This window comes from Paenibacillus sp. HWE-109 (assembly GCF_022163125.1).
Taxonomy (GTDB): domain Bacteria; phylum Bacillota; class Bacilli; order Paenibacillales; family NBRC-103111; genus Paenibacillus_E.
The window spans coordinates 4110723-4125682 of the sequence record NZ_CP091881.1; the positions used below are offsets into that span (position 1 = coordinate 4110723).

Consider the following 14960-nt stretch of genomic DNA (forward strand, 5'->3'; position numbering starts at 1 on the left):
TGCGCCTCACTTTCACACGTTAATAAAATAACCACTCAAACAACGAGCCGAACACCTTGCCAAATATCATTGCCATCAGGAAAATAATCATATAAGACCCCATACCAACTCGTTTGGCCAGAATAGGCAGCACATTGATAATTTCTGTTAAAGCTGCTGCCAGCATCCCTACGAAACAGCCAGCAAATACGCCCACCAAGGCTGTGCTCAACGGGAAAAGCGGAAGCTTGATTTCACTGAAATCCAACCATGTGAATATGAGGGAACCCCATACAACTGCCGCTTCATAGCTGCGGATGTTGGAGAAAGAGCGCGTGATCTGCGCCAGCCGCGGAATGATATCCAGCACGACCAGGAAAGCTACCATGCCACTTCCAACCGCAATCCCCCCTGCTAACCCGATGAAGGCGGTCAAGAGCACTTCCCCAAGGAACGTCACTTCGTTTCTCCTTCCTCATGGATTTTCACGTATTCCTCCGTAATCACATAATGGTTAATATTTTCTTGGTACATGAACATTTCTACTTCAAGCGGACTTGGTTCTTCATTGAATTTCTTTTTGAAAAGATGATTAAAGAAAATAACCATACCCACCCCAATACCGAGCGAATAAGGAATTTGTAAAATAAGCGGATGCTCAACTTTCTTGCCTGTCATCAGCTCATAAATCCGTTGATGGACGACGAGCATGGAAACATCGGCGTGAAAATTCATGATGGCCAGTCCTGAGCCAATGAACAACAACAACCAGACCAGCCCGATTAAAACAGGGCTTGCCTTTTTATTGTCCGAATAGATTTCAAGGAGCACGTGAGGTTCTCCGAAATGTTCAATTTGCAGCTCAGGGAACAAGTTCTTCACTTTGCGGACAATCAGCATCATATCAATCAAGACCCTGTTGCCATCCTCATGTTGCGGTTTGTGAATAATCAATCCATTCAATGCATCTTCATATTCCGGCTCAACGATAATCTGTGCGATTTGATTCAGCTTGACAACATTCCCTTTGCGCACACTGGCTTTTCGGCGAAGCCTGATATAGAGATATGGAGCTCCATTCTGGACCATAGTCTCACTCCCTTTGGGCATCCAGGTATAGGAGTAGTATGCAAAATCTTTCCTTCCCATAAACACGCTGCTCAATGGTAAATTCTCCAGGAATAAAGATGTCAGACTTTTGGCATAGTAACAATGAATAACGATCACTTATTCCATATAAAGAAGGTGATAACATGGCAAAACTCGCATTAACGCTAGTTATTATTGGTGCGTTGAATTGGCTTTTGGTTGGGCTCTTCGAATGGGATTTAGTATCTGCTTTGCTCGGTGGGGATTCGCATAGAGAATCTTCTGGATTAAGTCGCGTCATCTACACGATTGTTGGCTTATGCGGCATATTCTGCGTAAGATTTTATGGTGATGACAGACGAGCTGTCCGCTAATGAATAGGGTATATACCAAAAAACCGCTCTCCATGGGAGAACGGTTTTTTGCTCGTTACTGGGCAATTTGATCCTTGATCGATTGCAAAATTTTCTTCTCTAGACGGGAGACCTGCACTTGGGAAATGCCTAGCCTGCTGGCCACCTCTGACTGTGTTTGATCACGGAAATAACGGAGATACACAATAAGCCGTTCCCGCTCGGAAAGCGTTCCAATCGCTTCATTCAAAGCTAGCTTTTCAAACCATTTCTCACCGGAGTCATCGGAGATTTGATCCATTAACGTTATGGGATCGCCATCATTCTCGAAGACTGTCTCATGAATCGAGGAAAGCGGTTTGTTCGCTTCTTGCGCGAAAACAACTTCCTCCGGCGTAATCATTAGCTCTTCCGCCACTTCTTTAATCGTTGGAAGGCGTCCAAGACGCTTGGACAGCTCATCCTTCGTCTTGCGAATTTTATTAGCCAGCTCCTTGAGCGAGCGGCTGACTTTGAGCGTTCCGTCATCACGCAGGAAGCGCTGTATTTCGCCGATGATCATCGGCACGGCATACGTTGAGAACTTCACATCATAAGAAAGATCGAATTTATCAACGGACTTAAGCAGCCCGATGCAACCGATCTGGAACAAGTCTTCGGCTTCGTAACCACGGTTCAAAAAGCGTTGAACCACGGACCAGACCAAGCGGATATTGCAGCTGACGAGTGTTTCTCTAGCGAGTCCATCTCCGGATTGGCTGAGGGCGATTAACCGTTTGACTTCCGAATCGTCTAAATAACTATGAGAAGCATGCTTCAGATCGACATCCATAGATCAAACCCCTAATTGTATAAAGCTTTTTTAGATTCAATTCGCTTCAACATGTTTATTTTGGTTCCGATTCCGACGGCCGTCACAACTTCCACTTCGTCCATGAAATTTTCCATAATCGTGAATCCCATCCCAGAACGTTCCAGCTCTGGTTTGGATGTATACAGAGGCTCTTTGGCCTGTTCTAGATCCGCAATGCCTGAGCCTTGATCCTCAATGGTGATTCGCACCACATCATCATCAATTTGCGTAGTAATTGTAATGACACCATCCGTTTGATTATTGTAACCATGAATGATGGAGTTCGTTACGGCTTCAGACACGACGGTTTTGATATCGGTTAATTCATTGAGCGTAGGATCCAGTTGAGAGACAAAAGCAGCAACAGCAACACGGGCAAAAGCTTCATTCTCGGAACGGCTGGCAAATTGCAGCGACATAAAGTTATGTTCACTCATAGTGCAACCTCCAGACTGGACATTGCATTGCGCTCGTTGTCTTGAATTGAAACAATCTTGAACATTCCCGAAAGTTCAAACAAGCGGTAAACAGCAGGAGCGACATCACAGACGACCATTTTACCGCCTTTACCCGTAATTTGCTTGTAACGACCGAGAATAACACCTAGACCTGAGCTATCCATGAAAGAAAGATCCTTCAAACTAAGAATCAGATGCGGCGTGTGCTCTTTGGCAATCGCTTCTTCCATCCTAGCCTTCACACTATCTGCTGTGTGATGATCCAGCTCACCCTTCAGTCTAACAATCAGCGCCCTTCGGCCTTGCTCAAATTCAATTTGCAGGCTCAACCTGTTCACTCCTCTCAGCTGAGAGACTTTGAACTGTTCAAGAATCTTTATTCCTTGACTCAGTTCAGAAATCCCTATATTAGGTCATGAAACATAAGTTTCTACAGCTGAGAGTGAATATCCTGCCCCCCGACAAAACTAGAAGAAAACTGCTAAAAGTAGAACAAAACTGCGATAATTCGCGAAAAGTCGCTGTTCATTCGCTGTTAACCCGTTGCTAATTCGTCGTGAACATCTGCACCGTTGTCCGTTTAAATAACATCCACCACGAGGCTTTATCTACGGCAACAGGTGACTCTAATGGGTACTCCGACAGCACATTGTCTCCATTGTAGACAATAATTCTGCCTATCGGTTGTCCCATCGTAATAGGCGCTTTAATATTGGAATCCAACTGCAGCTCATGTCGAATGCTTTCAGTCGGTGTGCCCTTTTTCATTAAAATGCTATAATTCTGCTTGGCCACAAGCGGAACTGTCGAAATCTGCCCTTTATTTACTTTGAAATCCCCTAAGCTGTCACCTGATTTAAACAAAGGGTAGTTCGTATATTGAGCAAAAGCATAATCAAAAAGCTTGGTCACTTCGGCATTACGCGTTTTGGTATTCGGCTCGCCAAGCACAACTGCTACAACGCGAAAATTATCCCGTTTCGCAGTTGCCGACAAACAGAATTTCGCTTCGCTAGTATAGCCTGTTTTCAAGCCATCTGCCCCGCTATAGAAACGAACAAGCTTATTTGTATTTACCAGCCAGAATGGATTAGCCGTTTCTTTGCGCAAATAATCCTGATAAGCACCGGTAAATTTCGTAATGCCCTCATGCTTAAGCAATTCACGTGACATGACGGCGATATCGTTCGCAGTTGTATAGTGATTTGCCACCGGCAAGCCGTTGCAGTTGGAGAAATGCGTGTTTTTCATACCTAACTGCTGCGCCCGCTCATTCATCATTTGCACGAAATTTTCTTCTGAGCCGGCAATTTTCTCTGCCATAGCAACTGAAGCATCGTTGCCAGATGCCATCGCGATCCCTTTGAGCATCTCTTGAACAGTCATTTCCTCGCCTGGCTCCAGAAAGATCTGTGAGCCACCCATCGAAGCGGCATATTCACTGACGCTAACTTTCTCGTCCATCTTGATATTGCCCTTATCGATGGCTTCCATGATCAAAAGCATCGTCATGATTTTCGTAATACTTGCTGGCGGCAGCTTGGTATCTTTATTTTTCTCAGCGATAACCGTACCTGTGTCGGCATCCATTAAAACAGCAGATTGGGCATTCGGTGTCAAATCAACCGTAGGTGCCTTCTTCTCTTCGGCAAAAGCCGCCGGTACGAGAAGCATCAAACAGAGTTGAAAACAGATAAAACTAATTAGCCCTTTTTTACGCATAGCAATTGTACCCCTCCTGTGATAGATGAAGTGAAAGCCTGACACTTGCAGCTTGAATGACTGCTAATCAGTCTTGACGATTTCACATCAAAATATTCCAAGACAAGGAAAATAAAGATGATCTTGCACTTAGCGCCGCTGCTTACAGCGGTGTCTGCGGACGCTGTGAGGGAGTGCTTTAACGCTGTGAAACAGCGTTAAAGGCAGAGAAAGTGCAGCGCGAGCGGCTTTTCAGATGCGTAAGGTTGAATTTCAACCTTACTATGGCATCTGCCGCCTCTGCGTCCGCTTTAACGCTGTGAAACAGCGTTAAAGGCGGAGAAAGTGCAGCGCGAGCGGATTTTCAGATGCGTTAAGGTTGAATTTCAACCTTAACGTGGCATCTGCCGCCTCTGCGTCCGCTTTAACGCCGTGAAACAGCGTTAAAGGCGGAGAAAGTGCAGCGCGAGCGGATTTTCAGATACGTAAGGTTGAATTTCAACCTTACTGTGGCATCTGCCGCCTCTGCGTCCGCTTTAACGCTGTGAAACAGCGTTAAAGGCGGAGAAAGTGCAGCGCGAGCGGATTTCAGATGCGTTAAGGTTGATTTTGTATCTGAGTCAATAGAGTGGACACAAAAAAAAGAGCTAAGAAATCAGTTTTATTTGCTTGTAGTACTGGGATTCAAACTTGTCTGGAGACAAATAGCCAAGCTTGCTGTGCGTACGTTTCCTGTTGTAGAAAAACTCAATGTACCAGTAGATTCGTTGGTGTGCTTCTTGGCGGCTTTGAAATTTATATCTGTACACCAATTCCCGCTTGAGAATGCTGTGAAAAGCCTCTATACAAGCGTTATCGTAGCAATTGCCTTTACGGCTCATACTACGAATCATATGGTATTCTTTCAGTTGTTTACGGTACTCATTAGATGCATACTGCGATCCTCGGTCTGAATGATGGATAAGGCCTTTAGGCGGCCTTTTGGCTTCGTATGCTTGATTTAAGGCGTCTAGCGTCAGTTCCACGGTCATACGATTGCCCAGCTGCCAGCCAACGATTTTGCGGGTAAACAAGTCAAGAACGCTTGCTAAATAAAGGTTTCCTTGACGTGTATGGATGTACGTGATGTCGGTAACCCATACTTGATTCGGTCTTGTACACACATCAAAATGCTGATTTAACCAATTTGGCGCAATCGGGTGGCTGTGATTGGAATCCGTTGTTTGCACCTTGAATTTCCCTATAGCTTGTGAGCGTAAACCCTTCTTTTTCATGATACGCCCAACCGTTTTGACAGCGACTTTGAAACCTTTCTTTCTCAGTTCCTTTGTAATTTTCGGACTCCCGTAATTCCGATCCGATTCCAAGTACTCCTTTTCCACCTCTTTAGCCAACGCTTCGCGGTACTTTTTCCGCTCACTTGGGGGTGTGGTTCGCCATTTATAATAGCCGCTCTTGGATACACCTAGTACGCTGCACATCTTCTCAACTCGAAATGTTGAACGGTGGTCATCAATGAACTTGAATCTCACTTCGGGTCTTTGCTGAAGATGTGCAGCGCCTTTTTTAAGATAGCTAGTTCTTCCTCTAGGTCTTTGTTGCGTTGTTCCAAGTCTTTCATGATCTGGTCATGGCTACGTAGATTGCCACTTCCTACGAAGGGCTCATCTGGAAATTGGCGATATTTACTGACCCAACTGCTCAATGTTTTCGCTGGAATGTTCAGTTCGTTTGCAATATCCGGAATCGATTTACTATGTTGTTGAATGTACTTAACCGTTTCTTCTTTGAACTTTTGATTGTACCGTTGGCGGAATTCACTCATCTCGGACACCTCGTCATTTAGATAGGTCTATTATCTAATTTCCCAATTCGCTGTGTCCACTGTTAAGTCTAAATGCATTTTCAACCTTACTGTGGCATCTGCCGCCTCTGCGTCCGCTTTAACGCTGCAAAACAGCGTTAAAGGCGGAGAAAGTGCAGCGCGCGCGGTTAAGCTTGAATTTCAACCTTACAGCCGCCTCAAAATCAACCTGCGCTTCTTACGAACTGTATGAAGCTTATTTGCGTGTAAATAGCTTCTTTGTTGAACTAACGAGCTGCATTGACGTTATCGAGTAGTATTGAGGCGGAAAGCTGACTTCTCACACGAATTAACGCAGATGGAGTTCGTTATCTTCTCTAAACAGCCCAGTTTGATCTAATAAGCGTTGTTGAGTTCATAAGAAAACTTCTGAGCTCAAGAACGAACAATAAACACTCCTGCCTTGCTTATGCCGCCACCAAAACAGCAGCCATTCGCTCAGTAAGCACCCTCGTTCGGTTGCCTTATTTTCCAATCGAACCGTCTGAATGGTTCCCTTATTGCAAGCTTGGTGAATATTCATTCGCGCTCAGCACGAAAACATGGGTAAGTTTCATTTTGGGTAAGCCTCACTTCCCCCGAACAAACAAAAGACCCCAACCGCCACATCAACATGTGCGATTAAGGTCCTATCCAAATTTAAACTATAACATCATAAATTAATTGCACCGGCGCCGGTTCACCGCTCTCGATACGGTAAGCATGCTGAATCATCGTTACAACTTCCTGTACTTCTTGACGATTCGCATGAAGGGTACAGAGGGATTCGCCGACTTTTACCGCATCCCCGATTTTTTTATTCAATGTAAGCCCTACTGCGTAATCAATTTGGTCTTCTTTCTTTGCGCGACCCGCTCCCAGCAGCATAGCGGCAATACCGATATGCTCCGCATCTATCTGATTCACAAAGCCATCTTGCTCCGCAAGTACTTCAAAATGATACGCAGCCGTCGGCAGCAGCTCAGGCTGATCGACCACATTAGGATCGCCGCCTTGGCTCGCTACGAAACGTTTGAAGGTGTCAATCGCTTTCCCCTGCGAAACGATGTCTCGAACCGCTTCCTGCGCTTCTTCGAAGCTGCTAAACACTTTGCCCAGCACAGCCATATAGGCGGCAACGGAGATAGCCACCTCCGTAAGGTCCTTATCTCCGGTGCCGCGCAGAACCTCAATGGATTCGCGAATTTCGTTGGCGTTTCCAATTTCGCGTCCAAGCGGCTGCTCCATATCCGTAATCATCGCAATCGTATAACGATTCAGCTTCTTCCCGATGTCCACCATCGTACGGGCTAGCACACGCGCATCCTCGACCGTTTTCATGAAAGCCCCGGATCCGATTTTCACATCGAGAACGATTGCATCGGCACCAGAAGCAATTTTCTTGCTCATGATCGAGCTCGCAATGAGCGGGATCGAATCGACAGTTGCTGTCACGTCACGCAGCGCATACATTTTCTTATCCGCTGGAGCAAGGTTTCCACTCTGGCCAACAATCGCAATTTTATTCGTGTTCACCGCTTCAATAAAGGCTTCCTTCGTCAATTCGATCTGGAATCCAGGAATCGACTCCAGCTTATCAACCGTGCCGCCCGTATGTCCCAAGCCTCTGCCCGACATTTTGGCAACTGGAACGCCTAGCGAAGCTACGATTGGACCAACAATCAAGCTGATTTTATCGCCAACTCCGCCGGTTGAGTGTTTATCGACTTTAATTCCTGCGATTTCAGATAAATCAATCATTTCGCCCGATCCAGCCATCGCCATCGTTAGCGCTGAAATCTCTTCGCTCGACATCCCGTTGAAGAAGATCGCCATCAAGAAGGCGGACATTTGATAATCCGGAATATCGCCATTCGTGTAGCCGCTCACAATAAATCCTATTTCTTGATCGCTAAGCCCATCACCAGAACGCTTTTTATGTATTAAATCGACCATTCTCATGCTATCGTCTCCTCCATGTTTCTCTAAACTCAAAATCGAAAAAAGGGAGCTGTTAGGCCCCCTTCTGTCTTGCTGTCTTCTTATTGTACAACAAGTTTAGATTTCATTTTAGCATGTCCTTCACCGCAAGGAAGCACACAATCAATTTCATACGTACCCGGTTTGTCGAAAGTTACTTCTTTGGACGGGTTCTCTTTATCCAACTTGATACCCAAACCTTGGATTTCGATGGCATGAACGCCTTCTTTTAAGGATAAGGAAACTTTCGTTGGCTCGCCGCTTTTTACTGTGAAATCAGCTTGATCGAACTGCCAGTTGGAAGCCACAATTTTAAGTTGCTGAATTTTGCTAGAGGCAGCATCCGCTTCCTTCGCCTCCTGGCGATCAGAAATATCTTGAAAGAGGACTCCCAGCCCCAATGCGCCCGCAAGTATAAATAGTACAAAGAAAATCCACTTTTGCATGCATATCCCCCTCATCATGTGTTCACTTATCTATTCTACCTAACAACTCAAGACATTCACATACATAGTTAGTGGCAAATCATTGAATATTTTGTGACAGAATTGTGAATGAGCCTTTCGTAAAAACATCCCCCTGCAAGGGGGGATGTTACTCTTACTATTGCCCATCTGCCGGCAAATTACACGCCTCTTAATCTTTCCCGGATTTGGAAACCGCCGCTTGAGACCGTTTGCTTATCCCTGCGCAGCACCTGGAAACTTTGATCTTTGTCCTTCAGTTCCCGGATATCACGCGTAATCCGAGATGTGCAGTCTGAGCACATCTTCTGTTGACGGATCGGTTTGGAGCACGATGCGCAAGGATAGTTCAAATTCGGATAGTCACTCAGATGCAGCTTGCCCTCTTTGATCCATACATACAGTTGCTCTGGGCTAACGCCAGTTGCAGCATTGACCTGTGCATTGGTTGCACGATAATTTCTCCGCAAAAATTCCAAGGTGTTCGTTAGAATCCCATCCATGCTATAACTGCAGTCGGAACATTGATTGCGCAAATTTTTCTGAAACACTTTTCCGCAGCGCGGACAGTTGGCTACCGATAATTGTGGGATGGCCATGCTCCACCACATCCTTGTTATGGAATAGGTATCCTTAGCTAGGACGCCTTCAAATATAGTTCTAATTGACTATATTCTAGCATGACTCTCCGGCAATTCATAGGTCTCCAGATGCTAAATTTCATTAAAAATTGATAAAAAATCAAACCATCTTATCCTAGTTTAACTTCCCTGACAAATGCCTTGACCAAAGCGATGAACTTCGGCTTCGTGCGATTTGCCACGGCAACCACCTGTTCATGCGTCAGAGGCTCTAGTTCTTCGCCTACCGCCATGTCGGTAATGCAAGAGATACCTAATACTTTGAGCCCTGAATGGCGCGCAGCAATGACCTCAGCAACGGTAGACATACCAATAGCATCTCCGCCTACTCGTGCCAGCATCGTCAGTTCTGCCGGCGTACAGTAAGTAGGACCTGTAATTCCCGCATATACGCCTTCTTGCAGTTTAAGCGGTGCGCCATCATCGCCTACTACGCTCTTAGCGAGCTCGTGTGCAAGCTTGCGATATTCACGGTTATAAGCTTCCGACATATCAGGGAAACGAACGCCCAGCTCTTGATGGTTGGGACCAATCAGCGGATTGTCGCCAGTCATGTTCAAATGATCGCTGATGACCATCAGATCTCCCGCTTGGAACGAGCGATTCATCCCGCCAGCGGCATTCGTCATAACGACCGTCTGGACACCGATAGCTTTCATCACATAGACAGGGAATACAACCTTTTTCATATTGTAGCCTTCATAATAATGAAAGCGCCCCTGCATTACGATCACTTGTTTCCCTTCCAAGGTCCCCGCTACAAAGCGGCCTTCATGGCCTTCCACCGTGGACACAGGGAAATGAGGAACCTCACTGTAATCGATCGCAACTGGATTTTCAACCTGATTGGCCATATCGCCTAGACCTGACCCAAGGACGAGTCCGATGACGGGTTGCACGGTACCTAACTTCTTTTGAATAAAACTTGCTGCTTCTTTGATCTTCTCTATGTACGTTAATTCCATGATGATCTCCTCTTCTGATTAAAGTGCCTCAATGATGCCGAGGACTAATTTCAAAAACTTAGGTTTAACTTTCTCCGTAGTTTCCATCACTTCTGCATGAGAAAGCGGTTGATCCAAAATACCGGAAGCCATGTTGGAAATACAAGAGAAGCCTAGCACTTCGATACCTGCGTGACGAGCTACGATAACTTCGGGAACTGTCGACATCCCTACTGAATCTCCGCCTAGTGTGCGGAACATACGAATTTCTGCCGGAGTTTCATAATTGGGGCCAAGCAAACCTACGTACACACCTTCTTGCAGTTTGAAATCTTGGGAAGCCGCCACATCATGCGCCAGCTTGCGCAGACGTTTGCTGTAAGCTTCGGACATATCTGGAAAGCGCACGCCAAGCGCGTTGTCATTAGGACCGATAAGCGGGTTGCGGTACGTCAAATTCAAGTGATCACTAATGACCATCAGATCGCCAACTTGATAGGATTCATTAATTCCTCCAGCGGCATTCGTGACGATCAGTGTTTCAATGCCGAGTTCTTTCATCACTCTGACAGGGAATGAAACGGTTTCTGCGCCATAGCCTTCATAGGCATGGAAACGGCCCTTCATGATCAAGACGGACTTCCCTTGAATCGTACCAACAACTAACTCGCCGGCATGCCCCTCTACTGTAGAGACAGGAAAATGAGGAATTCGGGAATAATCCACCACGATGGGTTGTTCGATCAAATCAGCAAGGACGCCAAGTCCTGAACCAAGAATAAGACCAATTTGAGGTTTGATATTCGTTTCTTTACTAATAAAGGCTGCTGCCTCTTGGATCTTCTGAATCATCGTACTATCGGACATAGGTTAATTCCTCCTGAAAATTAGTCAATTACCGTTTATTTTAAAAGTGACAAGAAACTTTCGCCTTGATCAGTTGCCTTTACGCCGAAATTATCCGCAATTGTCGCGCCCAAATCCGCAAATGTTCCACGAATCCCAAGTGAAGCCGGCGACTCGAAGCTCGGACTGTACAGCAAAATAGGAACGTATTCGCGTGTGTGGTCTGTTCCGGCATGAATGGGATCATTCCCATGATCTGCGGTCAAAATCAACAGATCCTTGGGACCTAATCCTGCTTTGAGCTGCGGCACGAAGCTGTCAAACTCCTCCAGCGCGCGGCCGTATCCTTCCGGGTCACGACGGTGACCGTACAGGGAATCAAAATCCACCAGATTCGTGAACGCCAGCCCTTTGAACGAAGTTCCCAAAACTTCAATGGTCTTGTGAATCCCATCCAGGTTGCTCTTGGTAGAACTCGTTTGCGTAACGCCTTCCCCATCAAAAATATCATTGATTTTGCCAATTGCAATCACATCTAGACCCGCATCCTTCAGATGGTTCATCACCGTTGGCGCAGGAGGCTTAACCGCATAATCATGCCGATTCGGCGTGCGCTTAAATGCGCCTGGCTCACCTAGGTAAGGTCTCGCGATGACTCTGCCAACCGCAAATTCATCCTGCATCGTTAATCTTCTCGCAATTTCACAGGCTCGGTAGAGCTCATCCAATGGGATGATTTCTTCGTGTGCCGCTAACTGAAAGACACTGTCCGCAGAGGTGTAAACAATCCAGGCCCCCGTTTTCATTTGTTCCTCGCCAAGCTCATCAAGGATCTCCGTCCCCGACGCAGGCTTATTGCCGATGACTTTACGACCTGTCTCCTGCTCGAATTGATCAATCAGAGCTGCCGGAAATCCATCTGGATATACATTAAATGGTGTTGAAATACGCAAGCCCATCAATTCCCAATGACCTGTCATGGTATCCTTGCCAACGGAGACTTCCGCCATCTTGCCATAATAGCTTTCAGGCGCATCCGCTGCTGGAATACCTTTGATATCTGCAATACTTCCTAAGCCCATCCGCTGTAAGTTAGGAAGGGCAAAACCACTTACTCTTTCTGCGATATGTCCAAGTGTGTGGGCCCCGCTGTCGCCAAATTGTTTGGCATCCGGTAGTTCGCCGATGCCTACACTATCCAATACGATTAAACTGATTCGTTCAAAGCGCACGTTAGTCCCTCCAAATCAATTCCTAATGTTATCCACCCTTAATTATCTCACTTCTGCTCCTTGAATGCAAAACAGCAGCTTCTCCTTTCGGAAACCGCCGCTGCTTGGCTTTACATATTCGCTCGGGGATGTGCCGAGTTATAAACATCCTTCATCTTGAGCTTGGCAACTTGCACATACATTTGGGTTGATGAAATATCGGAGTGACCGAGCATCTCTTGCACAGATCTCAGATCTGCTCCATTCTCAATCAAATGAGCCGCAAAAGAATGTCTCAGCGCATGTGGCGAGATATCGCTTGCAATATCCATCTCTTTGGCATACCGCTTGAGAATTTTCCAAAAGCCCTGTCTTGTCATTCTTGTTCCCAAATGCCCAATAAACAGCGCTTCTTCCTCTGTTGTTTTTTTCAGCATCTTGATCCGATCGTTATGAATATATGTGGTTAAGCATCGAGACGCAATCGAACTAAGCGGGATGTTACGCTCCTTCTCCGCTTTACCAATACATCGAATAAAACCCATCTGCAGATTCACATCGGATACATTCAAGGAGATCAATTCCGTAACACGTATGCCAGTTGCGTACAACAGCTCCAGCATCGCTTTATCCCTTGCCCCGCTGACCATTTCTGCCTGCGGCGCATCCAACAGCTTTTCCACCTCTTGAATGGAAAGAATCTTAGGCAGCTTCTTCTCTAACTTAGGGGCTTCGACATAAATAGATGGGTCCGAATCAATCACTCGTTCTTTGACAAGAAACTGGAACAAAGCTCGTATGGAAACCAGGTTTCGTGACAAAGTTGCCGATGCGCGACCTAATAATTTCATCTGTGAAAGGTAGCCGGTGATATGCATTTTGTTGGTATCTTTCCATGTTGTGATCTCTTGGCGCTGTAAATAGTCAACAAATTGCTGCAGGTCTCTCTCGTAAGACTCGAGGGTATTGCGCGCTAGCCCCCGCTCTACAGATAAAAATCGGATGAAGGATTGCAGATCATTCTTTATCATGCCGGTGTTCTCCTTCGTGTGTCATGCCTTATCTTCTTCATGATAGCATTCAACGATCCATTAGAGAACTCCTCTATTATTCACCATACCAATAAAATAAACGCAATCTTTGACTCATCGACCCTTTGTCCGATAACGAAACATGCTCTTGCTGATCAAAAACTTTCACAGACTTGCCCGTTGGAGTTCGATATTTGTTTACAGGCTGAATCCAGCCGGACAGGACGAACATCACTTGATATAGAATCACCGTCAATGCCATGAACAGCAGCATATAGCGCAAGCGAACAAGTAATTTCCGATATGAAAATATCATAGCCTGCCCTCATTTCTTTGGCTTCTCTAAGGACAGGATATGAATCTAGCGGGTTGTTTATGACAACTCTGCCAACTTGACATAAGGCTTCCCTAACGCTTCAGCGACAGCTGGATGCGTGATGCTTCCCATGTAGGTATTAACTCCAAGCTGCAGCGGATAGTTATCCGTAGTAGCCTGTGTGAAGCCTTTATTCGCAAGCTCCAGCGCATAGGGAAGCGTGACATTCGTAAGTGCCAGCGTCGATGTCCTCGGGACAGCACCAGGCATATTGGCAACCGCATAATGAAGAACGCCGTGCTTTTCATAGGTAGGATCATTGTGCGTAGTGACCCGATCAATCGTTTCTATCGACCCGCCTTGATCTACCGCGACATCCACAATGACAGCGCCAGGCTTCATGCTCTGCACCATCGCTTCCGTCACTAGCCGAGGGGCTCTCGCTCCGGGAATGAGCACGGCGCCAATTAATAGATCCGCTTTCTGAACGGCGCTCGCGATGTTAAAAGGATTCGACATCAACGTATTCAGTCGACCTCCAAAAATATCATCAAGCGCTCGCATGCGATCCGCGCTGCGTTCAATAATAACGACACTCGCGCCAAGGCCAAGCGCCATCTTAGCAGCATTCGTTCCGACGATGCCTCCACCCAGAATAACGACGTTGCCAGGCGGTACGCCTGGGACACCGCCAAGCAAAATGCCGCGACCTCCATAAAACTGTTCCAAAAAGTGAGCGCCTATTTGTACAGACATCCGACCGGCAACTTCGCTCATCGGTGTCAGCAGAGGAAGTGATCCGTTGGGAAGCTGAATCGTTTCATAAGCGATGCCCGTCACTTTCTTTTGCAATAAGTGATCCGCCAAATCTCCGGCAGCCGCAAGATGCAAATATGTGAACAGCAGCTGCCCTTCCCTGAAATAGCCATACTCTGCGGGGAGAGGTTCTTTGACTTTCATGATCATATTTCCGCGAGCCCATATTTCCGCTGCCTCCGGGATCAGGATCGCCCCTTCTTTGGCATAATCCTCATCCAAGAAACCGCTGCCCAAGCCTGCTCCGCTCTCTACCAACACTTGATGGCCTGCGCCCAGCAGCATGCTTGCTCCTCCGGGCGTTAACGCCACGCGGCTTTCATTATTTTTAATTTCTTTGGGAACACCGATAACAATCGGCTGTTTGGTCATAACGACTACCTTCTTCCTCTAGGTCATTAGTCATAATGTGCCCATGCTTACAGTCCAATTATG

16 protein-coding genes and 1 pseudogene are annotated in these 14960 nt (G+C 46.4%); 1 reads left to right on the forward strand and 16 read right to left on the reverse strand.

Annotation, left to right across the window (positions count from 1 at the left end):
- Positions 1 to 19: 19 nt before the first annotated feature.
- Both LOZ80_RS17645 and LOZ80_RS17650 read right to left on the reverse strand, forming a co-directional pair.
- Positions 20 to 439 (reverse strand): stage V sporulation protein AB, encoded by a 420-nt coding sequence (locus LOZ80_RS17645; protein ID WP_238172567.1) that lies wholly within the window; start codon positions 437 to 439, stop codon positions 20 to 22.
- Positions 436 to 1068, reverse strand: a complete 633-nt coding sequence (locus LOZ80_RS17650) for a stage V sporulation protein AA (RefSeq protein ID WP_189014185.1) — start codon at positions 1066 to 1068, stop codon at positions 436 to 438. The genes LOZ80_RS17645 and LOZ80_RS17650 overlap by 4 nt, the downstream gene beginning before the upstream one ends.
- Before the next feature lie 164 nt (positions 1069 to 1232).
- On the opposite strand from LOZ80_RS17650, the gene LOZ80_RS17655 reads away from it, so the two are divergent.
- Complete coding sequence (locus LOZ80_RS17655) at positions 1233 to 1442, forward strand: DUF378 domain-containing protein (protein WP_238172568.1); 210 nt, start codon at positions 1233 to 1235, stop codon at positions 1440 to 1442.
- A gap of 55 nt (positions 1443 to 1497) precedes the next feature.
- Here LOZ80_RS17655 and sigF read toward each other — a convergent pair whose 3' ends face one another.
- The 14 genes and pseudogenes from sigF to ald form a co-directional block, all read right to left on the reverse strand.
- Positions 1498 to 2253: an RNA polymerase sporulation sigma factor SigF gene (sigF, locus tag LOZ80_RS17660; protein ID WP_189014181.1), complete on the reverse strand. Its 756-nt coding sequence runs from the start codon at positions 2251 to 2253 to the stop codon at positions 1498 to 1500.
- Between the two features lie 11 nt (positions 2254 to 2264).
- On the reverse strand, positions 2265 to 2711 hold the full coding sequence (gene spoIIAB, locus LOZ80_RS17665; protein ID WP_189014179.1) for an anti-sigma F factor: 447 nt from the start codon (positions 2709 to 2711) through the stop codon (positions 2265 to 2267).
- The gene (gene spoIIAA / locus LOZ80_RS17670) at positions 2708 to 3061 is read right to left on the reverse strand and encodes an anti-sigma F factor antagonist (RefSeq protein ID WP_238172569.1); all 354 of its coding nucleotides are present in this window, start codon (positions 3059 to 3061) and stop codon (positions 2708 to 2710) included. Before spoIIAA ends, spoIIAB begins: the two co-directional genes overlap by 4 nt.
- 217 nt (positions 3062 to 3278) lie before the next feature.
- Positions 3279 to 4454, reverse strand: coding sequence for a D-alanyl-D-alanine carboxypeptidase family protein (locus tag LOZ80_RS17675; protein WP_443147038.1), 1176 nt, complete (start codon positions 4452 to 4454; stop codon positions 3279 to 3281).
- A gap of 626 nt (positions 4455 to 5080) precedes the next feature.
- Positions 5081 to 6258 (reverse strand): annotated as a pseudogene (locus LOZ80_RS17680) (IS3 family transposase).
- Between the two features lie 678 nt (positions 6259 to 6936).
- On the reverse strand, positions 6937 to 8238 hold the full coding sequence (locus LOZ80_RS17690) for a pyrimidine-nucleoside phosphorylase (RefSeq protein WP_238172570.1): 1302 nt from the start codon (positions 8236 to 8238) through the stop codon (positions 6937 to 6939).
- An 80-nt stretch (positions 8239 to 8318) separates the two neighbouring features.
- A complete protein-coding gene (locus LOZ80_RS17695; RefSeq protein ID WP_238172571.1) occupies positions 8319 to 8702 on the reverse strand; it encodes a cupredoxin domain-containing protein in 384 nt (127 codons plus the stop codon).
- Positions 8703 to 8881: 179 nt separating this feature from the next.
- The gene (locus tag LOZ80_RS17700) at positions 8882 to 9319 is read right to left on the reverse strand and encodes a flagellar protein (protein WP_238172572.1); all 438 of its coding nucleotides are present in this window, start codon (positions 9317 to 9319) and stop codon (positions 8882 to 8884) included.
- 152 nt (positions 9320 to 9471) lie between these two features.
- A complete protein-coding gene (locus tag LOZ80_RS17705) occupies positions 9472 to 10326 on the reverse strand; it encodes a purine-nucleoside phosphorylase (protein ID WP_238172573.1) in 855 nt (284 codons plus the stop codon).
- A gap of 18 nt (positions 10327 to 10344) precedes the next feature.
- On the reverse strand, positions 10345 to 11172 hold the full coding sequence (locus tag LOZ80_RS17710; RefSeq protein ID WP_238172574.1) for a purine-nucleoside phosphorylase: 828 nt from the start codon (positions 11170 to 11172) through the stop codon (positions 10345 to 10347).
- A 35-nt stretch (positions 11173 to 11207) separates the two neighbouring features.
- Positions 11208 to 12383 carry a phosphopentomutase gene (gene deoB, locus LOZ80_RS17715; RefSeq protein ID WP_238172575.1) on the reverse strand — a complete coding sequence of 392 codons (1176 nt, stop codon included), beginning with the start codon at positions 12381 to 12383 and terminating at the stop codon, positions 11208 to 11210.
- Between the two features lie 110 nt (positions 12384 to 12493).
- The gene (xerD, locus tag LOZ80_RS17720; protein WP_443147069.1) at positions 12494 to 13390 is read right to left on the reverse strand and encodes a site-specific tyrosine recombinase XerD; all 897 of its coding nucleotides are present in this window, start codon (positions 13388 to 13390) and stop codon (positions 12494 to 12496) included.
- A 79-nt stretch (positions 13391 to 13469) separates the two neighbouring features.
- A complete protein-coding gene (locus LOZ80_RS17725; RefSeq protein ID WP_238172577.1) occupies positions 13470 to 13709 on the reverse strand; it encodes a DUF4227 family protein in 240 nt (79 codons plus the stop codon).
- A 57-nt stretch (positions 13710 to 13766) separates the two neighbouring features.
- On the reverse strand, positions 13767 to 14882 hold the full coding sequence (gene ald / locus LOZ80_RS17730; protein WP_238173023.1) for an alanine dehydrogenase: 1116 nt from the start codon (positions 14880 to 14882) through the stop codon (positions 13767 to 13769).
- Positions 14883 to 14960: the final 78 nt, after the last annotated feature.